A 23,661-nucleotide genomic window follows, 5' to 3' on the forward strand; every position below is an offset into this window, starting at 1 on the left:
GCACAACCGGTTTCCGCCCGCCGCCGCCCCGCGCACACGGGCTGACCAGGTGTGACCCGCGCAACGCCGAGCGGCGCTCCCGGGGGCGATCCGACGCCGGAGCGCGGCCCAGGCGCGAAGCGCGGAACCCGGCGGTCTACGATCCGAAGTGGCCAAGCCGGCGTGAGGCGCCGGTCGGCTGGAGAACTGTCAAGAACCAAGGCCATTGCAGGAGGAACCGTGACGGCCGTAGCCCCGCAGCCGATAGCCACGCGGCCCTACCCGGTGCGTGAGACGGTCAAGGGTTCGTTCCTGCTGCGGATGTTCCGCACCACCGACCACAAGCAGATCGGGATCATGTACCTGGTCACGTCGTTCGCCTTCTTCATGGTGGGCGGCGCCATGGCCATGCTGATCCGCACCGAGCTGGCGCGACCGGGCATCCAGTTCCTGTCGAACGAGCAGTACAACCAGCTGTTCACCATGCACGGCACGATCATGCTGCTGCTGTACGCGACGCCGATCCTGTTCGGCTTCGCCAACTTCATCCTGCCGCTGCAGATCGGCTCGCCGGACGTGGCCTTCCCCAGGCTGAACGCGTTCTCCTACTGGCTGTACCTGTTCGGCGGGTTGATCACGGTCTCCGGGTTCCTCACCCCGGGTGGCGCCGCCGACTTCGGCTGGTTCGCCTACACCCCGCTGTCCGACGCGATCCACTCGCCCGGCGCCGGCGCCGACCTGTGGCTCGCCGGTCTGGTCGTGAGCGGTCTGGGCACCATCCTCGGCGCGGTCAACATGATCACCACCGTGGTCTGCCTGCGGGCGCCCGGCATGACCATGTTCCGGATGCCGATCTTCACCTGGAACATCCTGGTGACCAGCGTGCTGGTGCTGATGGCCTTCCCGATCCTGACCGCGGCGCTGCTGGGCCTGATGGCCGACCGCCACCTCGGCGCGCACGTGTTCGACCCGGCCAACGGCGGCGTGATCCTCTGGCAGCACCTGTTCTGGTTCTTCGGCCACCCCGAGGTCTACATCGTGGCGCTGCCCTTCTTCGGCATCGTCTCCGAGATCTTCCCGGTGTTCAGCCGCAAGCCGCTGTTCGGTTACAAGACGCTGATCTACGCGACCCTGGCCATCGCGGCGCTGTCGGTGACCGTGTGGGCGCACCACATGTACGCGACCGGCGCGGTGCTGCTGCCGTTCTTCTCCTTCATGACCTTCCTGATCGCCGTGCCGACCGGCATCAAGTTCTTCAACTGGATCGGCACCATGTGGAAGGGGCAGCTGACCTTCGAGTCGCCCATGCTGTTCAGCATCGGCTTCCTGGTCACCTTCCTCTTCGGCGGTCTGTCCGGCGTGCTGCTGGCCGCGCCCGCGATCGACTTCCACGTGTCCGACACCTACTTCGTGGTCGCCCACTTCCACTACGTGCTCTACGGCACGATCGTGTTCGCCACCTTCGCCGGGATCTACTTCTGGTTCCCCAAGATCACCGGCCGGATGATGGACGAGCAACTGGCCAAGCTGCACTTCTGGCTGACCTTCCTGGGCTTCCACGGCACGTTCCTGGTGCAGCACTGGCTGGGCAACGAGGGCATGCCCCGGCGCTACGTCGACTACCTGGCCAGCGACGGCTTCACCACGCTGAACATGATCTCCACGGTCGGCGCGTACGTGCTGGGCGCGTCCACGCTGCCGTTCATCTGGAACGTGTTCAAGAGCTACCGCTACGGCGAGGTCGTCACCGTGGACGACCCGTGGGGCTACGGCAACTCCCTGGAGTGGGCCACCTCCTGCCCGCCGCCCCGGCACAACTTCACCGAGCTGCCCCGGATCCGCTCCGAGCGGCCCGCGTTCGAGCTGCACTACCCGCACATGAGCGAGCGGATGCGGCTGGAGGCGCACGTCGGCGGTGGCAAGCACCACGACGCCCCGCCCGCGCCGTCCGAGCTGGCCGCGGCCAGCATGCAGCAGGGTCAGGGCAACGATGACGGGGACCCGAAAGGCAAGTAGCCTCGGACCCGGCCAGAGCGACAACGGAGAGCCCCGGCAACCACCTCGTGGTGGCGGCCGGGGCTTCCCGCTGCTGTGCGCACCCCTGTCGGACGCCCCGCCGCCGGGAGCACCCGAGTTCGAGGAGACACGATCGTGAGCAACCCCACCGCCACGCCCGTGCTGATCACCGTCACCGGACCGGACAAGCCGGGCGTGTCCTCGGTGCTGTTCGCCGTGCTGACCAGGCACGGCGTTGAGGTCCTCGACGTCGAACAGGTGGTGATCCGGGGCCGACTGGTGCTGGGTGTGCTGGTGGCCGCCGAGCACGACCCCGAGGGCCTGCAGGAAGCCGTGGAACAGGCCATGGACAGCGTGGCCATGCACGTGGACGTGCAGCTGGACGCCGACTCGCAGCGGCCGGCCCAGATGGAGTCCAGCCACGTGCTCGTGGTGCTCGGCCGGCCGGTCACCGCCAGGGCGTTCACCGAGGTGGCCAGGAAGCTGGCGTCGCTGGGCGCCAACATCGACGCCATCCGGCGGGTCGCCGACTACCCGGTGACCGGGCTGGAACTGCGGGTGTCCGTGACCGACGACACCCAGGAGAACGACGCGTCGCTGCGCTCCGCCCTGGCCGACGTGGCCTCCCGGGTCGGGTTGGACGTGGCCGTGGAGCGCTCCGGGCTGACCCGCAGGGCCAAGCGCCTGGTGGTGTTCGACGTGGACTCCACCCTGGTGCAGGGCGAGGTCATCGAGATGCTGGCGGCCAAGGCCGGTTGCGAGGACCAGGTCAGGCAGGTCACCGACGCGGCCATGCGGGGCGAGCTGGACTTCGCCGAGTCGCTGCGCCAGCGCGTCGCCCTGCTCGCGGGGCTGCCCGAGTCGGTGCTGGACGAGGTGGCCCAGACCCTGGAGCTGATGCCGGGCGCGCGCACCACCGTCCGCACGCTCAAGCGGCTGGGCTTCCGCTGCGGCGTGGTCTCCGGCGGGTTCACCCGGGTGGTGCGCAGCCTGGTGGACGAACTGGGCCTGGACTTCTGCGCGGCCAACGAGCTGGAGGTGGTGGACGGCCGGCTCACCGGCCGGGTGGTCGGCGAGATCGTCGACCGGCCGGGCAAGGCCACGGCGCTGCGCCGGTTCGCCGAGCAGGCGCAGATCCCGCTGGCCCAGTGCGTGGCCGTGGGTGACGGCGCCAACGACATCGACATGCTCAGCACCGCGGGCATGGGCATCGCGTTCAACGCCAAGCCGGCCCTGCGCGAGGTCGCCGACACCGCGCTGTCCCACCCGTTCCTGGACGCGGTGCTGTTCGTGCTCGGCGTCACCCGGGCCGAGGTGGAGGCCGCTGACGCGGCCGACGGACTGCGGCTGGTCCGGCCATGACCCACGTGCTCGACCCGCTGGCCTGGCGCCACTCCGGGGCGCGCCACCCGGCCGAGGAGGACCCCGAGCAGGTCAGGGCCATGCCGGTGGTGCTCCGCGTGGAGCGGGACACCCCACCGGGCCGCACCCCACTGCTGGAGGCCGCGGCGGCCGCCGCCGTGGCCGTGTGCCTCGACCCGCGCGCCGAACCGGGCGGCGAGTGGCACGAGCCGGTGCTGGCCTGGACCAGCGGGCGGATCAGGAAGATCGCCCGGCGGGCCAGGGGCGCGCACTGGCGGGCCGTGCAGGACCTGCCCGGCATCACCGTTGAGGTGGCCGGCGCCCAGGCGCGGGCCCTGCTGCCCGGACTGGTCTCGGCCACGCCCAGGGAGGTGTCCCGGCTGCAGATCTCCGGCAGCGAGCTGCCGGCCGACCAGCCCGGGCCACCGCCGGCCGGCGTGCCGGTGCTGTGGCTCAACCCCACCGTGCCGATGACCGCGGGCAAGGCCGCCGCCCAGGTGGGCCACGCCAGCATGCTGCTCGCCGCCCGCCTGCACGAGATCGGCGCTGGCCAGGCCCTGGCCGACTGGGCCGAGACGGGTTTCCGCTGCGCGGTGCGCACCCCGTCGCCCGCGGAGTGGGGCCGGCTGTACTCGGCGGACAACCCCGGCCTGGCGTGGACCGAGCACCAGGTGGTGGCCGTGCACGACGCCGGGTTCACCGAGGTGGCGCCCAACACGGTCACCGTGCTCGGCCAGTGGCCGGCCGCCGCGGTGGCCGGCACGCGCTGACACCACCCGAACCGGGGCTGGGCTCGTTCGAACTGACCTGACCGCGCCTGAAGCGGGCAGCCGGCGCCTGAACCTGCCGGCGCCTGAAGTGGCTGCCGGCGCGTGAACCTGCCGGCGCCTGAACCTGCCGGCACGTGAAGTGGGCTGCCGGTGCGTGAACCTGCCGGCGCCTGAAGCGGGCAGCCGGCACGTGAACCTGCCGGTGCGTGAACCTGGCGGCGCGTGAAGTGGGCCGCCGGCGCCTGAAGTGGGCTGGGCTGGGCTGGTTTGTGCTGGTTTGACCTCGCCCGAACACCCCCACCCTCCACCGGGGGGCGCGCCCCTGGCCAGCCTAGTCCGGACCGGGGTGGTGGGGGAGGGGTGCGCGGCGGGCTGTGGACAACCCCGTCCGCGGGCGCCTTTCGCGTCGGCCAGTTGTCCACAACTCGGCGGGCGGCCTTGACAACCCGCCAACCCGCCAACCCGCGGTGCTCCGGTGCTGCCGTCACCCGCGCGCGGCGCCACGCCTGCCCACGTCGGCCACGCGTCGACCAGCCGTCGGCCCACCATCGACCAACCGTCGACCACGCGCCGATCAGGTGTCGATCACGTGTCGATGCGGCGCAGGGCGGCCCGCACCACGTCGGGGTCGTAGGTGGTCCAGAACGGCGGCAGCGACGCCCGCAGGAACGAGCCGTAGCGGGCGGTGGCCAGGCGGGGATCGAGCACGGCGACCACACCGCGGTCGTTGTTGGACCGCAACAACCGGCCGGCACCCTGGGCGAGCAGCAGCGCGGCGTGCGTGGCGGCGACGGTGAGGAAACCGTTGCCGCCCCTGGCCGCCACCGCGCGCTGCCGCGCCGAGGCCAACGGATCGTCCGGGCGGGGGAACGGAATGCGGTCCATCACCACCAGTTGCAGTGACGGCCCCGGCACGTCCACGCCCTGCCACAGCGACAGCGTGCCGAACAGGCAGCTCCGCTCGTCCTCGGCGAACTTCTTGACCAGCAGGCCGGTCGCGTCCTCGCCCTGGCAGAGCACCGGGTGCTTGATCCGCTCGCGCAGCGTCTCACTGGCCTGCTTGGCCGCGCGCATCGACGAGAACAGGCCCAGGGTGCGGCCACCGGCCGCGAGCACCAGGTCGGTCAGCTCGTCCAAATAGGACGGAGGAAGCCCGTCGCGGCCGGGCTGGGGCAGGTGCCGCGCCACGTAGAGGATGGCGCTGCGGCTGTGCTCGAACGGCGAACCCACGTCCAGACTCGTCCACTTCGGACCGTTCTGGTCGGCCGGCGGCTCCTTGTCGGTCGCGGCGCCATCGGCCTTGCGGGCCGCGGCCGGGGCGACCGGCAACCCCCACTGCCGGGCCAGCGTGTCGAACGCGCCACCCAGGGTGAGCGTGGCCGAGGTGAGCACGGTGGTGCGGGTGCCGAACAGCCGCTCGCGCAGTAACCCGCCGACCCCCAGTGGCGCCACCTTCACGGTCTGCGGCCGGGTCCGGGCGTCGCCGTTGCCGAACCCGCCGCCACCGCCGGTGAAGCCGCCGCTCACCCACACCACGTCGGCCCGGTGCGCCTCGTCCTCGTCGAACGCGTCCAGCAGCCGCACGGCCGTGTCGTGCACGTCCTCCAGCAGCGCCAGCGCCAGCCGCCGGTTGGTGCTGCCCTCCACGTCCTCCTTGCGCTCCGGCCCCAGCGCGGTGACGCAGCCGTGCGCCGCGTCCCTGACCACGGTCAGCGCCCCGGCCAGCGCCTGGGGCAGCTCGTCCATCCGGCCGACCGGCAGTTCCTCCAGCACCAGGCTCAGCCCGTCGGCGGCCTCCAGCAGCCGGTCCACCACCCGCTCGTCGATCAGCCGGTTGCACCGGCGCGCCGCCGCGGTCACCGCCGCCGGGCTCAGCTCCGCCGTGGCCACCGACGTGATCCGGTCCACCAGGTCGTGCGCCTCGTCGATCACCACCACGTCGTGCTCGGGCAGCACCTGGTAGCCCTCGAGCGCGTCCACCGCCAACATGGCGTGGTTGGTCACCACCACATCCGCCTTGGCCGCCTCGGCCCTGGCGCGCTCGGCGAAGCAGTCGGTGCCGATCGGGCAGCGGGCCACGCCGAGGCACTCCTTGGCGGTCACCGAGACCTGGCGCCACGCCTGCTCGGTCACGCCGGGCACCAGTTCGTCCCGGTCACCGGTCTCGGTCTCCGACGACCACTCGTGCAGGCGTTTGACCTGGCGGCCGATGGCGGACACCTCGAACGGGTCGAACAGCGTGTCGCTGTCCGGCTCCTCGGGCGCGCCGGTGTGCAGCCGGTGCAGGCACAGGTAGTTGCGCCGGCCCTTGAGGATGGCGAACGTGGGTTCCCGGCCGAGTTCCTTGGCCAGCGCCTTGGCCAGCCTGGGCAGGTCCCGGTCGACGAGCTGGCGCTGCAGCGCGATCGTGGCGGTGGACACCACCACGGTGGCCTCCTCGGCGACCGCGTGCCGCAACGCGGGAATCAGGTAGGCCAGCGACTTGCCGGTGCCGGTGCCGGCCTGCACGGCCAGGTGCTCACCGGTGCGGATGGCCCGCTCGACCGCCTCGGCCATGGCCACCTGGCCGGTCCGTTCGGCTCCGCCGACCGCGTCGACCGCGGTGGCGAGCAGGGACCGAACACCAGGTATGTGCGAGATGGAGGCGGACACGGCAGAAGACGGTACAGCCAGCCCCTGTCAGCGCCGCCGGCGATTCAGCCAGCGCGAGGCCAGCGCGACCGGTGGTGCGGGCGGCGCCGCCGGGACCAGGCCGAGCGGCCGCGACCCGCCTCCCGCGCTGTCCCCGGTCGGGTGCTGGGCCGCCTCGTCCGAGTGATCAACCGGGCCACCTCGCCGCCTGGTCCGGATCATGGGAGCGAGCCCGCCAGCCACACCACCCGGTGTCGTGCTGCCGGGCGCCACTCCACAGCAGAACCCAGGACAGCACGATCAGGAGAAGGAGAACCAACATGCGCACCAGGTGCCGGACTGTGCTCACGGCGGTGGTGGTCGGCACGGCCATGACGCTGGTCGCCGAGATGAACGGAATCGCGCTCGCCCAGGCGTCAGCGCAGGGCTCGGCCGCGATCGGCAAGGCCGACATCTCCGACGAGAAGGGCAACCACCTGGTCCTCAACCGGGTCGGCGGATGTCGGTTCAACCACCGCAGTGATCCGAGGATCATCGATCTGAAGGTGTCCGACGTCCTCTACTTCGACGACGCCTACAGTGACTGCGGACACAACTCCGACACCGCCAAGACGGTCCGGACCAGGGCCGGGGCCAAGCTGTTCCGGCTCGGGGTGTTGCAGCGCTGGAACGGCCCCAAGATCGAGCTGACCGACTACGAGGCGGCGTGCAGCGCGGACGGCGACGGCAGCGGCACGACCGCCAGGGTGGGCGGGGTCTCCGGGCTGCCCGAGGGCTCGGTCCCCGTGGAGATCCCGGCCAACCACACGGTGACCGTGCCCAGCCCGACCGCGGGTGACCCGCCGATGGCGCGGATCACCTTCAACAAGGTCGGCTCGACCCGGAGCGGGGGCAGCAGCACCGACCTCATGCACGTCAAGCTCTTCCCCGAGGGCGGGCCGGCCTCCGGTGAGGTGTCGGTGGCGTCGGTGAGCTGCCAGATGGGCGGCTGACCGGGCGAGCCGAGCGGACCGCCCCACCGGACCGCCCGCGTCCGGTCACGGCGCGGCGATCCGCACCCGGGTGAACGGCGAGTTGTTGGTGATGTCCTGCTCGGAACGCCGCCAGCCGGCCACGTCGAAGCCCTGGTTGAGATCAGCCCAGTGATCCGCGTCCGCCGTGATGGTGACGTGCACGACCGGCCACGCCGCACCCGGCTCCAGGGTGCCCTCGATGCGGCAGAACAACGTGTCGGTCACCGTGCAGGCCCAACCGTCACCGCTGGCCGCGTCCAGCCGCAGCCCCTGCTGGAACTGGGCGTTGACGAAGTCACCGCCGGACAGCGCGACCGTGCCGAGGTTGCGCACGGTCAGGTCGACGGTGAAGTTCTGCCCCCTGCCCACGTACACCGACGCCGGGGTGACCGACCCGGCGATGTCGTACTGCAGCGGTGTGTCCGCAGGCACCTGAAGGTCCCCGCCGGTCTGCCTGCCCGCCGCACTGGCACCGCCACCCGCCGCTCCCGCACCGGCCGCCGCACTGGCGCTGCCCGCCGGCCCGGCGCTGGCCGCCGCGCTGCCCAACCCCGTACCGGCCACGGCCACGAGCGCGACCGCCCCGGCCACCAGACCCCTGATCGTCCGCCGAACCGCCATCCGCGCGTCCCCTCCCGACGTCGACTGAGCCGCCAGCCCCGCACCGGTCGCCGTGCCCAGGCGCACACCGGGGCAACGCCGACGGCGGGCCGTCTGAAGACCAGACGAGCGGCGGGCGGCCGAGGTTGCCCAGCCAGGCGAAGCCAGCCCCGGACCAGCCCAGGACCAGGTGCGGGCCAGCCCAGGACCAGGTTCGGACCAGCCCTGGACCAGGCTCGGTTCCGGCCCGGTCGCAGCCCCGCCGCAGTGCCGCCGCAGCCCTGTTCCGGCCCGCACCACTTGTGCGGCGGGGGCTCACCCCACGTGCGGCGCGCCCACCAGGTCGACGCCGGCCGCCCGCATCCGCTGCACCGCCGTGTCCACGGTGGACCGGGCGACACCCGCGGTGAGATCCAGCAGCACGGTGGTGGCGAACCCCTCGTGCGCCGCGTCCAGCGCGGTGGCCCGGACGCAGTGGTCGGTGGCGATGCCCACCACGTCCACGGTGTCGATGCCGTGCTCCCGCAGCCACTGGGCCAGTGACCGGCCATCCCGGTCCGTGCCCTCGAAGCCGGAGTAGGCCGCGGCGTGCGCGCCCTTGGAGAACACCGCGTCCACCCGGGCCACGTCCAGCTCGGGGTGGAACGACGCGCCCGCGCTGCCCGCCACGCAGTGCACCGGCCAGGACTCGACAAAGTCGGGTTCCGCGCTGAAGTGGTCGCCCGGATCGATGTGGTAGTCCCTGGTCGCCACCACCCGGTCGTAGCCGCCCCGGGCCAGGTGCCGGGAAATGGCCGCGGCCACCTCGGCACCACCGGCCACCGGGAGCGAGCCACCCTCGCAGAAGTCGTTCTGCACGTCGACGACGATCAACGCCCTGGCCATCGCACGATCCTCCTGCCGCTGCGCGTTCTCACTCGAACACGGCTCACTCGAACACGACCGGAATGGCCGGCTCGCCCTTGGACAGCTTGAGCCCCTCCCACGGCACGCTGACCAGCGCGGCCCGCAGCCGTTCCCGGCTCTGTTCGAGGGTGGGTACCTCGTCCACCTGTTGTCCAGCCCGAACCAGCGGAATCCGCAGCGGGCGGTCGTGCTCACCCAGGGCCGGTTGCGGTCCGGCCGCGGCGTACACCACCTCCTCGATGGCGGTGCCGGTCTCCTTGTGCCGGCGCAGCGCGGCCTTCTCACCACCCCGGGACTCCTTGTGCGAACTCCGCTTGGCCACCGGTCGGCCGGCCACCTCCACCAGCTTGTAGACCATGCCCGCGGTGGGCGCGCCCGACCCGGTCACCACCGAGGTGCCCACGCCGTAGGCGTCCACCGGCTCGGCCCGCAGCGCCGCGATCGAGTACTCGTCCAGATCCCCGGACACCACGATCCGGGTGTTGCGCGCGCCCAGCTCGTCCAACTGCTGGCGGGCCTGCCTGGCCAGCACACCCAGGTCACCCGAGTCGATGCGGACCGCGCCCAGCTCGGTGCCGGCGACCCGCACCGCCGTGCGGATGCCCTCGGTGATGTCGTAGGTGTCCACCAGCAGCGTGGTCTGTGGTCCCAGCGCCTCGACCTGGGAGCGGAACGCCGCGGCCTCGCTCTCGTGCAGCAGGGTGAACGCGTGCGCCGAGGTGCCCATGGTGGGGATGCCGTAGCGGCGGCCGGCCTCCAGGTTGGAGGTCGCGGTGAACCCGGCGAGGTAGGCGGCGCGGGCCGAGGCGATCGCCGCCTCCTCGTGCGCGCGCCGCGACCCCATCTCGATCATCGGCCGGCCGTTGGCCGCGGTCACCATCCGGGCGGCGGCCGAGGCCACCGCGCTGTCGTGGTTGAGGATCGACAGCGTCAACGTCTCCAGCAGGACACCCTCGGCGAAGGAGGCACGCACGGTGAGCACCGGCGACCCGGGGAAGTACAGCTCGCCCTCGGGGTAGCCGTCGATGTCACCGCTGAACCGGTAGTTCGCCAGCCACGCCAGCGTCCGCTCGTCCACCACCCCGGTGCGGTCCAGCTGCTCCAGTTCGGCATCGGTGAAGCGGAACTCCCGCACGGCGTCCAGCAGTCGGCCGATCCCGCCCACCACGCCGTACCTGCGTCCGTCCGGCAGCCGCCGGGCGAACACCTCGAACACGCACGGCCGACCCGCGCTGCCATCCCGCAACGCGCTGGCCAGCATGGTCAGCTCGTAGTGGTCGGTGAGGAGCGCGGTGCTCCGGCTGGAATGCGATGCCGTCATGGCACACCAGCCTAAAGACGACGCCTGTGAGTGAGTACCGGGTCGGTGGTAGCCGTCGACACCGAACGTAAACGTGCCACCATTGGCCTATGACCACCCCCGTCGAGCAGGAGAGCACGCAGGCCGAGTTCACCGGCGCGGAGTTGGGCGTCGAGGACACCCCTTGGCAGACGGTGGTCTGGAACGATCCGGTCAACCTGATGTCGTACGTGACCTACGTGTTCCAGAAGTTGTTCGGCTACAGCCGGGACAAGGCGACCAAACTCATGCTGGACGTGCACCACAAGGGAAGGGCCATCGTGTCGTCCGGCAGCAAGGACAAGGTGGAGGGCGACGTCGCGAAGCTGCACGCGGCGGGGCTGTGGGCGACCATGCAGCGGGTGTCGTGAAGCACTGGACGCGTGAGGGCGACCGGGTCGTCGCCGTGCTGGACCGCCAGGAGGCCGCCGTGCTGCGCGGCATGGTCGGCCAGGTCAAGGACATGTTGATGGCGCGCGGCAGTGAGATGCCGCAGGACGAGCTGTCCGCGCTGACCGGGATCCGGACCGCGCCGGCCACGCCGCCGGACGACCCCATTCTCGGTCGGCTGCTGCCCGACTTCTTCCGCCTCGACCCGGACGCGCCCGACCCGCAGGAGGTCGACTCGGCCGGGGCGTTGCGGTCGGTGCACGAGCCGCAGCTGATCGACCTCAAGACCGGGGTCGCCGCGGTCGTCCTGGACACCTGTCCCAGCCAGGGCGGCCTGGTGCGGCTGACCCTGGAGCAGTCCGAGTCGTGGCTGTCCGCGCTCAACGACGTGCGGCTGGCCCTGGGCACCGCACTGGACGTGACCGAGGACATGCCGGACGAGCTGCCGGTCGAGGACCCGCGGTCAGCGCACCTTGGCGTGTACCACTGGCTGACCTTCGTGCAGGAGTCCCTGGTCGAGGCCATGATGTCGAGCCTGCCCGAGGACGGAGAGCCCGACCGGGATGCCTGACGCGTTACCCGGGGCAGGTCCGCTGCCCGGGGCTGGACCGCGCAACGCCATCACCGACGTGGCCGGTGTCCTGGTCGGACACCACCAGCGGCTGGCCGAGGGCTGGGCCACCGGCACCACCGTGGTGCTGGTCCCCGAGGGCGCGGCCGGCGCGGTGGACGCGCGGGGTGGCGCGCCCGGCACCCGGGAGACCGACCTGCTGGACCCGCCCAACCTGATCCAGCGCGTCAACGCCGTGTGCCTGACCGGTGGCAGCGCGTACGGCCTGGCCGCGGCCGACGGCGTGATGCGCTGGCTGGGTGAGCACAACCTGGGCACCCCGGTGGGGGACCAGCCGCACGAGGTGGTGCCGATCGTGCCGGCGGCCGCCCTGTTCGACCTGCCGCTGAGCCGGTGGGGCAACCGGCCCGACGCCGAGTTCGGCTATGCCGCGTGCGCGGCGGCGAGCGCGGCCGGGCCGTTCGCGCCGGTGGCCCAGGGCAGTGTTGGCGCGGGCACCGGCGCCAGGGTCGGCCATCTCAAGGGCGGCCTCGGCACGGCCAGCGCCGTGGTCGAGGTGGCCGGCCAGTCCTGTGTGGTGGGTGCGGTGGCGGCGCTGAACGCGGTGGGCGACGCGGTTGACCAGCGCACCGGCCTGCCCTGGGGAGCCGAGTGCGGCCTGCCCGGTGAGTTCGACCACCTGCGGCCGGTCCGCCCGGCCGAGCCCAGCCTGGCCGGAGCGCGCCAGAGCCCGCTGAACACCACGATCGGGGTGGTGGCGGTGGACGCCGACCTGACCAAGACCGAGTGCCGGCGGCTGGCCGTCGCCGCGCAGGACGGGCTGGCCCGAGCGGTGCGCCCCGCGCACACCATGTTTGACGGCGACACGGTGTTCGCCCTGGCCACCGGCGTCAAACCGGTCGCGGTGCCGCCGGGGGAACCAGGCCGGGCGCGCATCCTGGACCAGCTGTGCGTGGCCGCGGCCGACGTGTTCGCCCGCGCCATGGTGCACGGCCTGCTCGCCGCCGACCCGGTGGGCCGACTGCCCAGCTACCGGCAGGTCTGGACACCCGCCTGAACAGCAGTCGGCCGGCAGCGGGTGGACACTCCGGTCGCGTGGTCGCGTGGTCGCGTGGTCGCGTGGTCGCGTGGTCGCGTGGTCGCGTGGTCGCGTGGTCGCGTGGTCTGGTGGTGGGGCTGGGCTGGTGGCGGGCTGCGGCGACAGCCTGCGATACCGCTGATGTGCCAGCAGGTCAAGCAGGTCACCCGGTTCAGCTACCTGGTTGTGCACAGCCATCCCGGTTGTCCACAGCCAGCCACGGCTCGCTGTTCCCGCACGGGGGGCGCGGATAGGCTGGACCCGGGGTCGCCCCCCAGGGAAGGGTGGGGGCTGGCTGGAAATCCTGTGCAACGGTCCGATCGCCGAACGAGTGGCGTGGGCTGCGGCCCACCTGGGGCGTGCCCGCAGCCCAGCACTGAAACCGGTCCAGCACTGGAACCGGTCCAGCGCTCCGGCACCGGTCCAGCACTGAAACCGCTCCGGCACCGGTCCAGTACTGGAACCGCTCCGGCGCCGGTCCAGCGCTCCGGCACCGCCCACCTGACGGGCGGGCATGGTTCACGGTGATCTGGGTACAGGGGACACATGTCTGCCTTGCGACGCGTGTTGCGCCGGATCGAACACGACAGCGATCTGGACCGGGTGGCCGGGCCACTGGCCGAACTGCTCCCTGCGGTGTTCCGCCGGCATCCCGTGGCCGACGTGCTGCGCGGCTCGTGGCTCGGGCACCCGGCGCACCCGGCGGTGGTGCTCGCCCCGGCCGGCATCTGGATCGCCTCGGCCGTCCTGGACTGCCTGCCGGGACAGGGGACGGCCGCCCGGCGCCTGATCGGCGTCGGCCTGCTCACCGTGCCGGCGGCGGTGGCCACCGGGCTGGCCGAGTACACCACGCTCAACACCAGCCAGCGCCGCACCGCCGTGGTGCACGTGAGCGCGAACACGCTGGCCGCCTGCTGCTACCTGCTCTCGCACCGACTGCGCGGCCGGGACCGCCAGTGGGCCGGCCGGCTCCTCGGCATGGTCGGGCTGGCCGCGGTCGGCCTCGGTGGTCTGCTCGGCGGGCACCTGTCCTACGTGCAGGGCGCTGGCGTCCGCGGCTGACCCCACTGGTCCGGCCAGCGCCCCGCCGTCACGCACCCACCGGGAACCTGGCCACCCACCGGCGTTGCCACGGGGTCTCCACGGCCTTGGGGTGGTGGTGCCGCCGCGCCCAGTGGACGGCATCCCCTGGCGCCACCCCGGCCAGGATGGCGAGGCAGGCGATGACCGTGCCGGTGCGGCCGACACCACCCCCGCAGGCGACCTCCACCGCCGCCCCGGCCGCGGCTCGTTCGTGCAGGTCACGGATGTGTCGCAGGGCCTCGGCGCGGTCGCGGGGCAGGCGGAAGTCGGGCCAGTCGAGCCACGCGTGCGGCCAGGGCAGGTCCGCGTCGTGGCGCTGCCGCAGCCGGGTCGAGCCCAGGTAGAGGCCGAAGTCGGGCACGGGCCCGGGCGGCAGGGGGTGGCGCAGACCTCGGCCGCGCACCCAGCAGCCGTCCGGCAGTCGCAGCGCGCCCACGAGGGGCTGATCGGTCATCGGGTCACGTTCCCCACGCGCTGCCGCGCCCGGTGGTTGGCCACGTTGAGGCGGTTGCCACACCGCTCAGGCATGCAGTAGCGGCGCCGGCCGGCCCGGCTGGTGTCGACGAACACGCCCCGGCAGCCAGGGGCGGCGCAGGCGCGGAACCGCCCGTGACCGAGCGCCCTGACCGCGCCCAGCAGGCCGATGCCCACCAGGGCGGCCAACTCGTCGGCGAGTGGCGCGCCCGGCGCGGTCGGCACGGTCCACCGCCACCCGCCGTCGGCGTGGCGGCGCAGGGTTGGGCCGAGGGCGGCGCGCCTGAGCAGCACGCTCGCGCCCGCCACGGCCTGGTCCTCGGTCTCGGTCTCGATGGTTCCCCGCACCTCGCGGCGCAGCAGGTGCACCTGGAAGAGGTCGGTGTCGGTGGGCGCCCGCCCGTCGGCGGTGGCGTCCAGGTGGACGTCGTGCTCGACGAGGAAGCCCGCGAGCGCGTCCGGGTCCGGCAGGGCCTCACCGGTGGTGTCCCGCACCGTGGGTGAGGTGTTGACCAGGTCGGTCGCGACGGCGGCGCCCAGTGGGTAGTCGCTGATCGAGATGTGCACTCCCTGCCCTCCAGCTGGGTAACTGTTGTAGCTACGTTACACCCCTTACTGACGACTGTTGATCTCCGTCCGCGCCCGGGTCGGGTGGCCTGGGCCCGCTGTCTCAACACTCGGAACGCCTTCCCCGGGCCCGTAGGATGGGGGACGTGTTGGTGATCCGCCGTGACCTCGTGGACGCGATGGTGGCGCACGCCCGTCGTGACCACCCCGATGAGGCGTGCGGTGTCATTGCTGGACCGGAAGGCGCTGACCAGCCCGAACGGTTCATCGAAATGACCAATGCCGAGCGCTCGCCGACCTTCTACCGGTTCGACTCCGGCGAGCAGCTGCGGGTGTGGCGGGACATGGACAGCCGTGACGAGGTGCCCGTGGTCATCTACCACTCGCACACGGCTACCGAGGCATATCCGTCCCGGACAGATATCTCCTACGCCTCCGAACCGGACGCGCACTACGTGCTGATCTCCACCCGCGACCCGGAGCGGCACGAACTGCGGTCGTACCGGATCGTCGACGGTGTGGTCACCGAGGAACCGGTTGAGGTCGTCGAGTCCTACATGTTCGCCAACACCGGCGCCGACGACGTGCCCAACTGTCGCTGATCGCCCAGCCCGCCGGTCCCCCGGCGGTGCTGGCGCGCCTGGACTCGAAGGTCCCGGCCCAATCCCGGTCACCAGTGCCCGGCCAACAGTGGAGGTTCAGCATGGCCATCACCGTCTCCATCCCCACGATCCTGCGCACCCACACCGGGGGGAACAAGTCCGTCGAGGCGAGCGGGCAGACCCTCGGTCAGGTCATCGACGACCTGGAGGGCAGGCACTCCGGCATCAAGGCCAAGCTGGTCAAGGAGGGCAGCCTGCACCGCTTCGTCAACATCTACGTCAACGACGAGGACGTGCGCTTCGCCGGCGGGCTCGACGCCGAGGTCAAGGACGGCGACAACATCACCATCCTGCCGGCCGTCGCCGGTGGCGCGCGGTAGCCGACCCCGGTGCGCGGTGACCGCGCTCGCTGATCGCGCGCGCCAACCGACTGCAAGGAGGGCTGTGTGGCCCGGTACGACTCGCTGCTCGACGCGCTCGGCAACACCCCGCTGGTCGGTCTGCCCCGGTTGTCCCCGACACCCGAGGTCCGGCTGTGGGCCAAACTGGAGGACCGCAACCCCACCGGCTCGATCAAGGACCGGCCCGCGCTGGCCATGATCGAGTCGGCCGAGCGGGACGGCCTGCTCCGGCCGGGCTGCACGATCCTGGAACCCACCTCGGGCAACACCGGCATCTCCCTGGCCATGGCCGCCAAGCTGAAGGGCTACGGCCTGGTCTGCGTGATGCCGGAGAACACCTCGGCGGAACGCCGTCAGCTGCTCCAGGCCTACGGGGCGCGCATCGTGTTCTCCCCGGCGGCCGGCGGGTCCAACCAGGCGGTGGCCCTGGCCAAGGACCTGGCCAAGCAGAACCCGGACTGGGTGATGCTCTACCAGTACGGCAACCCGGCCAACGCGGACGCGCACTACCGGGGCACCGGCCCGGAGATCCTGCGCGACCTGCCCACCGTGACCCACTTCGTGGCGGGTCTTGGCACCACCGGCACCCTGGTCGGGGTCGGTCGCTACCTGCGGGAACACCAGCCGGGCATCAACATCGTCGCGGCCGAGCCCCGGTACGGGGAACTGGTGTACGGGCTGCGCAACCTCGACGAGGGGTTCGTGCCCGAGCTGTACGACCCGGAGGTGCTGACCGGCCGGTACTCGGTCGGTTCCTACGACGCGCTGCGCCGGACCAGGCAGCTGCTGGAGACCGAGGGCATCTTCGCGGGCATCTCCACCGGCGCCATCCTGCACGCCGCACTGGCCGTCGCCGACAAGGCCGTGCGCGCGGGCGAGCGCGCCGACATCGTGTTCGTGGTGGCCGACGCCGGCTGGAAGTACCTGTCCACCGGCGCCTACAGCGGCACCATCGACGAGGCGGCCGAACGCCTGGACGGCCACCTCTGGGCCTGACCCGCCGCGGGACCGGCCAGCTGACCGGCCGGCCGGTCCCGGGTGGTGGTCCCGGCAGGAGGACCGGCGCGGTCGGTCAGGCGCGGTCGATCAGCGCGGTCGATCAGGCGCGGTCGGTCAGGCGGCCGTGCTGTCCGCCGTGACGATGTCGCCGGCCAGGGGAGCGACCAGGGCGATGATCGCGGACACGGTGGTCTCGGGCACCCCGGCCGAGGTCAGCGCCGCGACCAGGTGCCCGGCCACCAGTTCGAAGTGCCGCTGCTGGATGCCCCGGCCCCGGTGCACGTCACGCATGGACGCGCCCCGGTAGGGCTCGGGGCCGCCGAGCGCGGCGGAGAAGAACTCCACCTGCCGGCCCTTCAGCCGAGCGAGGTTGACACCGGTGAAAAAACCGACCAGTTCCGGGTCGGCGAGAATGCGGACGTACAGGTCGTCGACGACGGTTTCGAGTGCGGGCTGCCCGCCAATGGATTCGTAGATGCTGGTCATCGTGGTCTCCCCGGCCCATCCAGAATCGACCAGGCCAGCATACGTTCGGGAGATCGAACAACAATACGGCGAGGTTAGCGGAATGAAAAATACTGCTCACTTCGCGCGTTCAGGTGAATATGTCGAAATAATTTTCGCGGAATTTCGGTCAACCGTTGAACACGGCCCCGGGCTGGCCCTCGCCCAGGTCGGGCAGCACCAGCACCGAACCCGCCAGCGGCTGTTCGTCCAGCTCGGACTGGGATAACCCGGTCCTGGCCGTGGTCACGTACAGGTCGGTCAGCTCGGTGCCGCCGAAACAACAGGCGGTGGGCCGGGCCACCGGCACGGCGACTTCCCGGTCGAGTCGACCGTCCGGTGTGTAACGGCGCACCGCCGCGCCATCCCACAGCGCCACCCACACCGCGCCCTCGGCGTCCACGCAGATCCCGTCCGGCACGCCCCGGGTGTCGTCGATCTCGCACAGCGGCCGGCGATTCGCGATCTGGCCGGTCATCACGTCGTAGTCGAACACGTCGACACGCCGGGTCGGGCTGTCCACGTAGTACATCCGATTGGCGTCCGGGCTCCAGGCCACCCCGTTGCTGACCGTGGCGTCGGGCACCATCACCTTGGCGGCACCGTCCGGTTCGACCCGGGCCAGCCACCCGCCGCCCGGCGCCTCGTCGTAGCGCATGGTCCCGGCCCACAGCCGGCCGACCGGGTCCACGGCCGCGTCGTTGCCGCGCACCCCGTCCCTGGCCCAGTAGACCAGCCAGGTGCGCCGGCCGTCCGGGTCGAGCAGGCCGATCCCGTCGCGGAGGTTGGCCACCAGGCCGCCCCTGGCCCTCGGCTTGACCGCGCCCACGTGCTGCGGTGCCGCCAGCACGTCGTCCCGGTCCCGCGCCGGGTCGTAGCGGTGCACGGTGCTGCCCAGCACGTCCACCCACAGCAGGGTGGAGCTGGCCATGTCCCAGGTCGGCCCCTCGCCGAGCGCGGCCTGGGCCGGCACCGCGACCTCGAACCCTCCGGCACTGTTCACCCTTGTCTCCTCACTCGGTCTCGCCGCGGCACTCTATTCCCGACTCTCGCGATCAGGTGATCTTGTCCTGAACCTTGGGCACGGCCCAGTCCGTGGTGCCGGTCCGGGCCACCGCGACGGCCGGGCGGCCGGTGGTGCGCCACCGGGGCCGCGACACCGGCCACTGCGACACCAGGGTGATCTCCGGGTTCAACCCTGAGCTGGTTGTCGGTGGGGGCACGTAGTCTCGACGACGTGGAGCTTGATGTAGCAGGGCCCACTGGGGGGCGCCGTACGGGAGGCAACACCGCCGCGACCAGGCGGCCGGTGAACCGGGTGCTGCCGCCCCGGCCGCTGCAGGCCGCCGTGGCCATGGTCGCCTTCACCGCGCTGCTCTACGTCATCGAGGTCGTGGACGCGGTCGGCTTCCACGGCCAGCTCGACCAGTACGGGGTGCAGCCGCGCAGCGTCCCCGGGCTGCTGGGGGTGGTGTTCTCGCCGCTGCTGCACGCCAACTACGCGCACCTGGCCTCGAACACCCTGCCGGTGCTGCTGTTCGGTTTCCTGGCCATGGCCGGCGGCCTGGCCCAGTGGATCGCGGTCACATTGACCATCTGGGTGGTCAGCGGCCTCGGCGTGTGGCTGACCGCCGACGCCGGCTCGGTCACCGTGGGCGCCTCCGGCCTCGCCTTCGGCTGGCTGGCGTTCCTGCTGGTGCGCGGGCTGTTCAACCGCAGCTTCAAGCAGATCGCCGTGGCCGCGGTGCTGTTCTTCTACTGGGGCAGCCTGCTGTGGGGGCTGCTGCCGGGCAACCCGGCCATCTCCTGGCAGGGCCACCTGTTCGGCGCGCTGGCCGGGGTGCTCGCCGCCTGGCTGGCCGCCAGGGCCGGCGCGTCAACCCGAACACCCACCGGCACACCCCGGCTGCCGGGCCGCACCACCGCCTGAGACGTGGGCGGGCCCCGGCCACACCTCGTCCCCGGCCGGTGGAACGGGCCGAGGAACCAGACCGCGGGCCGCTGGTCGCGGCCGCCCAGCGCCGCCGAGGGCGCGGGCTCGGTCCCGGCCGGTGCCGTGGGGCGGGTGGCACCAGTGGCCGCACGCCGTGGCAAGGTGGGGCGGACGGGTCCTGGCCGGGTGACCTCGGCGCGCTGCGTGGCGGGGACACCGCGTGGTCCCGGGTCACGCCCGTGCTTGGGGCAGCGCCGGTGCTCGGGGCAGCGCTGATGCTCGGGCAGTGCCGTCGCGCCGCCAGCGGGCGTCAGCGGGTCCGGGGCAACGGGGCAGGGGATCAGCGCGTCAGTGGGTCAGCGAGGCAGTGAGCCAGCGAGGCAGTGAGCCAGCGAGGAGGTCTGATGAGCCCTGGAGCCGACGCACCCATCGGGATCTTCGACTCGGGGGTCGGCGGGTTGACCGTGGCCAGGGCGATCCTGGACCAGCTCCCCGGCGAGCGGCTGCGCTACGTCGGTGACACGGCCAACAGCCCCTACGGCCCGCTGCCCATCGCCCAGGCGCGGCGCAACGCGCTGGCCGTGGCCGACCAACTGGTGGACGACGGGGTCAAGCTGCTGGTCATCGCCTGCAACACGGCGTCGGCCGCGTGCCTGCACGACGCCAGGGAGCGCTACCCGATCCCGGTGGTCGAGGTGGTGCTGCCGGCCGTGCGCCGGGCCGTGGCCACCACCCGCTCCGGCCGGATCGGCGTGATCGGCACCGTCGGCACCGTCCGGTCCCGCGCCTACGAGGACGCCTTCGCCGCGGCCAGGGACGTGCGGGTCACCAGCGCGGCCTGCCCCAGGTTCGTCGACTTCGTGGAGCGCGGCATCACCTCGGGCCGGCAGGTGCTCGGCCTGGCCCAGAGCTACCTGGCGCCGCTGCAACAGGCCGACGTGGACACCCTGGTGCTGGGCTGCACCCACTACCCCCTGCTGACCGGCGTGCTGCAGATCGTCATGGGCCAGCAGGTGACCCTGGTGTCCAGCGCCGAGGAGACCGCCAAGGACGTGGTCCGGGTGCTCACCGAACTGGACCTGCTGGCCGAGACCGACCCCGACGAGCCGCCCGAGCACCGGTTCATGGCCACCGGACCGGCCGAGCCGTTCGCCAAGCTGGCCCGGCGGTTCCTCGGTCCGGAAGTCGCCGAGGTGAGCACAGCGCCGCGCACCCCGGTCGCCGCTGGCCCGGTGACCACGGCCATGTCAGGCTCACGCCCGTGCACCTGACCATCCTCGGCTGTTCGGGCAGCGGCCCAGGACCGAACCAGGCGGCCTCCGGCTACCTGGTGGAGGCCGCCGGGCACCGGCTCGTGGTGGACCTCGGCAACGGCACCCTGGCCAGCCTGCAGGCCCACGGCGACCCGTTCTCCGTCGCCGCCCTGCTCCTGTCCCACCTGCACCCGGACCACTGCGCCGACCTCACCGCGCTCACCGTGCTGCGCCGCTACCACCCCAACCCACCGCACGACCCGAGGGCGCACCGGCTGCCGGTGCACGCGCCGAGCGAGGCACCCACCAGGCTCGCCGCCGCGTACGCGCCCAGCCGGGCCGAACTGGCCGAGACCGACCTGAGCGACGTGTTCGACTTCCACCCGCTGGGCCCGGAGCCGATCAGCCTCGGCCCGTTCACGGTGACCGCGGCGCCCGTGGCGCACCCGTGCGAGGCGTACGGCTTCCGCATCGAACACGACGGCCAGGTGCTGGCCTACACCGGCGACAGCGGGCCCTGCGCCGCGCTCGCCGACCTGGCCGCCGACGCCGACGTGCTGCTGGCCGAGGCGAGCTGGACGCACGCCGAGGACCGCCCCGAGGGACTGCACCTGTCCGGCCGGCAGGCCGGGGAACTCGCGGCCACGGCCGGCGTGGGCCGGCTGCTGGTCACCCACGTGCCGCCGTGGACCGACGCGGACGCCGTGCTGGCCGAGGCGCGCGCCGCGTTCTCCGGCCCCACCGAGCTGGTGCGCCAGGGCCGGACCTACCCGATCGCCGGCACGGCCGACGGCCGCGGCGTGTCCTAGGAGTCGTCGTCCGATCAGCGAGCGGCGGCCGGGTGGCTCGGGAAACGCCTAGCGCCGCCGCCCAGCCAGCGAGCGGGCCGCGGCGATCAGCACGCCCAGGACCAGCCAGCCGCCGGCCACCAGCAGCGCCACCCGGCTGGCCAGGGCGAGCACCGTCACGATGATCGCCGTGCCCACCACCGGCACCACCAGGTGCGACCACCACCGGCGGCTGCGCAGGCGGATCGGGAAGTAACCGACCACGGCGGCGTGCAGCAGCCCGAACGCGGTCAGCGCGCCCACGGTGACCAGCGAGGACAGCACGTCCAGGCCGTCGCTGCGGCTGGCCGCCCACACCGAGATGACCAGGGTCGCCGCGGCCGACACCAGGATCGCGGTGCGCGGGGTGTGGGTGCGCTCATCCACCCGGCCGAGCCAGCGCGGCAGCTGGCCGTCCCTGGCCATGCCGTACATCAACCGGCTGACCGCGGCCTGCCCGACCATGGCGGCGAACATCGGGCTGATCGCCTTGACCGCGGTCACCGCCGTGCTCAGCCAGCCGCCGATCGCGGTGCGCAGCATGTCGAAGAACGCCGGCCCCTGCGCGGCCGGGTCGGCCGCGAGCTGGTCGGGTGGGACCGCGCTGAGCAGGGCACCCAGGTAGGTCTGGGCCAGGAACAGCACGCCGGCCAGCACCAGGCAGACCAGCACGGCCCGGCCGACCTGGCGGGACGAGCCGGTGTTCTCCTCGGCGAAGCTGGCGATCGCGTCGAAGCCGAGGAAGGACAGCACGGCCACGGACACCGAGCCGAGCACCGCGCCGAGGTCGAAACCACCCACGCCGACCAGCGGCGACAGCCACGGCCGGTGCGGACCGTCGGTGACCAGCACCACCACGGCGGCCACCACGAACACCGCGAGCAACACCACCTCGACGACCAGCACGGCCGTGCCGACCACGGCGGCCACCCGCACCCCGGCCACGTTCACCGAGGTGATCAGCACGATCGCCACGGCGGTGGCCAGCCAGGCCGGCACCGAGGGCAGCAGCGAGTGCGTGGCGATGCCGGTGAACAGGGCCGCCACGCTCGGGATGAAGAGGTAGTCGAGGGCGATCATCCAGCCGGCCACGAAGCCGACCGGCCGGCCCAGCCCGGCACTGGCGTAGGCGGACACCGAGCCGGCCCTGGGCACCGCGGCCGACATCTGCGCGTAGGACCAGGCGGTGAACGCCATGGCCACGGTGGCGACCACGAACACCAGGGCGACCGCGCCGCCGCTGCCCGCGTCCAGCACGCCGAACACGCTGATCGGGGCCACCGGGCCGATGAACAGCAGGCCGTAGACGATCAGGTCCCGCAGGCCCAGGCTGCGCCGCAACGCCCCGTCGGCGGCGGATCCGGCGGCCCCGTTGGCGGTGGCCCCGTTGGCGGTGGCCCCGTTGGCGGTGGCCGGGTTGGTGGTGGACCCGGTGGTTGTGGCCGGGTCGGTTGTGGACCGGTCGGTCATGGCGCCTCCCAGCGCGTGGAGCGGGAACAACGAGCCGCCCGGGAGATGTTGCCCGAGGCGGCACCACCCAGCCAGCACCACCCAGCCCCCGCACCACCCGAGGAGCGCCCCCGATGGCAACCCCACCCGTGCGCGTGCGACGCACCGCCCAGCACAGCTTTGTCGCCACCAACGACCGCGGCGCCGAGGTCCGCGTCGGGCGGGTCGGCCAGCAGGGCTCGTTCACCCCGGTCGAGCTGCTGCTGGTGGCCGCGGCCGGGTGCGCGGCCGTCACGGCCGAGGACCTGGTGGTGCGGCGGCTGGGCGAGGGCACCGAACTGAGCGCCACCGCGCAGGACGTGCGCCCGGCCGGCGCGCACCAGCTGGACGCCGTCCAGGTCGGCCTCGACCTCGATCTGTCCACACTGGACGACGAGCGGCGCGCCGAACTGCTCGCGGTGGTGAACCGAGCCATCGAGAACCTGTGCACGGTGACCAGAACCCTCAAGCAGCCCATCCCCACCCCCCTCCACATCACCCCCACCCCCCGCGCGAGTTGACTTTGCAAACCAATGCCGTGAAGTTAGGTCGTTGAGCCAGGTGTCAAGTCGGGTGTTGGCGGGGTGATGCTGTAGCTGATCCTCACCCGGGACAAGGATTCGTCGTGTCTGGTCTTGTTGTAGGCAAAGGGCGAGACTGGCCGTTTGACGCGCCGGGGCAGAATCCGTGATCGGCGATGCTTCGGGCCGAGTTCGCGCGGGTTCAGCATCGCGTGGCGGATCCCCGCGGGTACGGCACCGGCCAAGCCCTCGCCCCCACCTGCCGTGCGGGCGAGGACCAGCGAGTGGCGGGCAGCCCGCAATGTCACGGTCAAGGAGATCCGGTCAGGGTCGATACCCCTCTCGGTAGCCGCA

Annotated in this window: 25 protein-coding genes; 15 read left to right on the top strand and 10 right to left on the bottom strand. The window is 72.4% G+C overall.

The window, feature by feature from the left end; translation table 11 throughout:
- The first annotated feature begins 219 nt into the window (after positions 1–219).
- From ctaD to LX83_RS36910, 3 genes are all read left to right on the top strand, one after another.
- Complete coding sequence (gene ctaD / locus LX83_RS36900) at positions 220–1,995, top strand: aa3-type cytochrome oxidase subunit I (protein WP_253780656.1); 1,776 nt, start codon at positions 220–222, stop codon at positions 1,993–1,995.
- A gap of 135 nt (positions 1,996–2,130) precedes the next feature.
- Complete coding sequence (serB, locus tag LX83_RS36905; protein ID WP_253780658.1) at positions 2,131–3,357, top strand: phosphoserine phosphatase SerB; 1,227 nt, start codon at positions 2,131–2,133, stop codon at positions 3,355–3,357.
- On the top strand, positions 3,354–4,127 hold the full coding sequence (locus tag LX83_RS36910) for a peptidyl-tRNA hydrolase (protein ID WP_253780660.1): 774 nt from the start codon (positions 3,354–3,356) through the stop codon (positions 4,125–4,127). The genes serB and LX83_RS36910 overlap by 4 nt, the downstream gene beginning before the upstream one ends.
- 585 nt (positions 4,128–4,712) lie before the next feature.
- Here the strand turns inward: LX83_RS36910 and LX83_RS36915 are convergent.
- Positions 4,713–6,779 (bottom strand): ATP-dependent DNA helicase, encoded by a 2,067-nt coding sequence (locus LX83_RS36915; RefSeq protein ID WP_308204129.1) that lies wholly within the window; start codon positions 6,777–6,779, stop codon positions 4,713–4,715.
- A gap of 299 nt (positions 6,780–7,078) precedes the next feature.
- Here LX83_RS36915 and LX83_RS36920 point away from each other — a divergent pair, with 299 nt between their 5' ends.
- Positions 7,079–7,750 carry a hypothetical protein gene (locus LX83_RS36920; protein ID WP_253780662.1) on the top strand — a complete coding sequence of 224 codons (672 nt, stop codon included), beginning with the start codon at positions 7,079–7,081 and terminating at the stop codon, positions 7,748–7,750.
- 45 nt (positions 7,751–7,795) lie between these two features.
- On the opposite strand, the gene LX83_RS36925 is transcribed toward LX83_RS36920, so the two are convergent.
- From LX83_RS36925 to LX83_RS36935, 3 genes are all read right to left on the bottom strand, one after another.
- Positions 7,796–8,392, bottom strand: coding sequence for a hypothetical protein (locus LX83_RS36925; protein WP_253780664.1), 597 nt, complete (start codon positions 8,390–8,392; stop codon positions 7,796–7,798).
- Positions 8,393–8,686: 294 nt separating this feature from the next.
- Positions 8,687–9,256 carry an isochorismatase family protein gene (locus LX83_RS36930; protein ID WP_253780666.1) on the bottom strand — a complete coding sequence of 190 codons (570 nt, stop codon included), beginning with the start codon at positions 9,254–9,256 and terminating at the stop codon, positions 8,687–8,689.
- 43 nt (positions 9,257–9,299) lie between these two features.
- Positions 9,300–10,598, bottom strand: coding sequence for a nicotinate phosphoribosyltransferase (locus LX83_RS36935; RefSeq protein WP_253780669.1), 1,299 nt, complete (start codon positions 10,596–10,598; stop codon positions 9,300–9,302).
- An 89-nt stretch (positions 10,599–10,687) separates the two neighbouring features.
- Here LX83_RS36935 and clpS point away from each other — a divergent pair, with 89 nt between their 5' ends.
- The 4 genes from clpS to LX83_RS36955 all read left to right on the top strand — a co-directional run bounded on the left by clpS (position 10,688) and on the right by LX83_RS36955 (position 13,717).
- Positions 10,688–10,987: an ATP-dependent Clp protease adapter ClpS gene (clpS, locus tag LX83_RS36940; protein WP_253780673.1), complete on the top strand. Its 300-nt coding sequence runs from the start codon at positions 10,688–10,690 to the stop codon at positions 10,985–10,987.
- Positions 10,984–11,577 carry a DUF2017 domain-containing protein gene (locus tag LX83_RS36945; protein WP_253780676.1) on the top strand — a complete coding sequence of 198 codons (594 nt, stop codon included), beginning with the start codon at positions 10,984–10,986 and terminating at the stop codon, positions 11,575–11,577. Before clpS ends, LX83_RS36945 begins: the two co-directional genes overlap by 4 nt.
- Complete coding sequence (locus LX83_RS36950; protein ID WP_253780688.1) at positions 11,570–12,634, top strand: P1 family peptidase; 1,065 nt, start codon at positions 11,570–11,572, stop codon at positions 12,632–12,634. Before LX83_RS36945 ends, LX83_RS36950 begins: the two co-directional genes overlap by 8 nt.
- 567 nt (positions 12,635–13,201) lie before the next feature.
- Positions 13,202–13,717, top strand: a complete 516-nt coding sequence (locus LX83_RS36955) for a DUF2231 domain-containing protein (RefSeq protein ID WP_253780690.1) — start codon at positions 13,202–13,204, stop codon at positions 13,715–13,717.
- Between the two features lie 28 nt (positions 13,718–13,745).
- On the opposite strand, the gene LX83_RS36960 is transcribed toward LX83_RS36955, so the two are convergent.
- Positions 13,746–14,192 carry a phosphatase domain-containing protein gene (locus tag LX83_RS36960; protein WP_253780692.1) on the bottom strand — a complete coding sequence of 149 codons (447 nt, stop codon included), beginning with the start codon at positions 14,190–14,192 and terminating at the stop codon, positions 13,746–13,748.
- On the bottom strand, positions 14,189–14,779 hold the full coding sequence (locus LX83_RS36965; protein WP_308204130.1) for a CGNR zinc finger domain-containing protein: 591 nt from the start codon (positions 14,777–14,779) through the stop codon (positions 14,189–14,191). Before LX83_RS36965 ends, LX83_RS36960 begins: the two co-directional genes overlap by 4 nt.
- Positions 14,780–14,925: 146 nt before the next feature.
- On the opposite strand from LX83_RS36965, the gene LX83_RS36970 reads away from it, so the two are divergent.
- From LX83_RS36970 to LX83_RS36980, 3 genes are all read left to right on the top strand, one after another.
- Positions 14,926–15,381 carry a M67 family metallopeptidase gene (locus tag LX83_RS36970; protein WP_308204131.1) on the top strand — a complete coding sequence of 152 codons (456 nt, stop codon included), beginning with the start codon at positions 14,926–14,928 and terminating at the stop codon, positions 15,379–15,381.
- Positions 15,382–15,482: 101 nt separating this feature from the next.
- Positions 15,483–15,761, top strand: coding sequence for a MoaD/ThiS family protein (locus LX83_RS36975; protein WP_253780696.1), 279 nt, complete (start codon positions 15,483–15,485; stop codon positions 15,759–15,761).
- A gap of 66 nt (positions 15,762–15,827) precedes the next feature.
- Positions 15,828–16,778: a PLP-dependent cysteine synthase family protein gene (locus tag LX83_RS36980; RefSeq protein WP_253780699.1), complete on the top strand. Its 951-nt coding sequence runs from the start codon at positions 15,828–15,830 to the stop codon at positions 16,776–16,778.
- Positions 16,779–16,895: 117 nt separating this feature from the next.
- Here the strand turns inward: LX83_RS36980 and LX83_RS36985 are convergent, their stop codons facing one another.
- From LX83_RS36985 to LX83_RS36995, 3 genes are all read right to left on the bottom strand, one after another.
- On the bottom strand, positions 16,896–17,267 hold the full coding sequence (locus tag LX83_RS36985; protein WP_253780702.1) for a group I truncated hemoglobin: 372 nt from the start codon (positions 17,265–17,267) through the stop codon (positions 16,896–16,898).
- Positions 17,268–17,415: 148 nt separating this feature from the next.
- The gene (locus LX83_RS36990; protein WP_253780704.1) at positions 17,416–18,288 is read right to left on the bottom strand and encodes an SMP-30/gluconolactonase/LRE family protein; all 873 of its coding nucleotides are present in this window, start codon (positions 18,286–18,288) and stop codon (positions 17,416–17,418) included.
- Positions 18,289–18,340: 52 nt separating this feature from the next.
- On the bottom strand, positions 18,341–18,481 hold the full coding sequence (locus LX83_RS36995; RefSeq protein ID WP_253780707.1) for a hypothetical protein: 141 nt from the start codon (positions 18,479–18,481) through the stop codon (positions 18,341–18,343).
- 122 nt (positions 18,482–18,603) lie between these two features.
- Between LX83_RS36995 and LX83_RS37000 the strand changes: the two genes are divergently transcribed.
- The 3 genes from LX83_RS37000 (at position 18,604) to LX83_RS37010 (ending at position 21,280) form a co-directional block, all read left to right on the top strand.
- Positions 18,604–19,215, top strand: coding sequence for a rhomboid family intramembrane serine protease (locus tag LX83_RS37000; protein WP_407649764.1), 612 nt, complete (start codon positions 18,604–18,606; stop codon positions 19,213–19,215).
- A 407-nt stretch (positions 19,216–19,622) separates the two neighbouring features.
- Positions 19,623–20,489 carry a glutamate racemase gene (murI, locus tag LX83_RS37005; RefSeq protein ID WP_253780709.1) on the top strand — a complete coding sequence of 289 codons (867 nt, stop codon included), beginning with the start codon at positions 19,623–19,625 and terminating at the stop codon, positions 20,487–20,489.
- Positions 20,480–21,280 carry an MBL fold metallo-hydrolase gene (locus tag LX83_RS37010; RefSeq protein ID WP_253780711.1) on the top strand — a complete coding sequence of 267 codons (801 nt, stop codon included), beginning with the start codon at positions 20,480–20,482 and terminating at the stop codon, positions 21,278–21,280. Before murI ends, LX83_RS37010 begins: the two co-directional genes overlap by 10 nt.
- Positions 21,281–21,328: 48 nt before the next feature.
- Here LX83_RS37010 and LX83_RS37015 read toward each other — a convergent pair whose 3' ends face one another.
- Complete coding sequence (locus LX83_RS37015; protein WP_253780713.1) at positions 21,329–22,768, bottom strand: APC family permease; 1,440 nt, start codon at positions 22,766–22,768, stop codon at positions 21,329–21,331.
- Between the two features lie 113 nt (positions 22,769–22,881).
- On the opposite strand from LX83_RS37015, the gene LX83_RS37020 reads away from it, so the two are divergent.
- Complete coding sequence (locus LX83_RS37020; RefSeq protein WP_253780715.1) at positions 22,882–23,307, top strand: OsmC family protein; 426 nt, start codon at positions 22,882–22,884, stop codon at positions 23,305–23,307.
- Positions 23,308–23,661: the final 354 nt, after the last annotated feature.

This window comes from Goodfellowiella coeruleoviolacea, from assembly GCF_024171785.1.
GTDB classification, from domain to species: Bacteria; Actinomycetota; Actinomycetes; order Mycobacteriales; family Pseudonocardiaceae; genus Goodfellowiella; species Goodfellowiella coeruleoviolacea.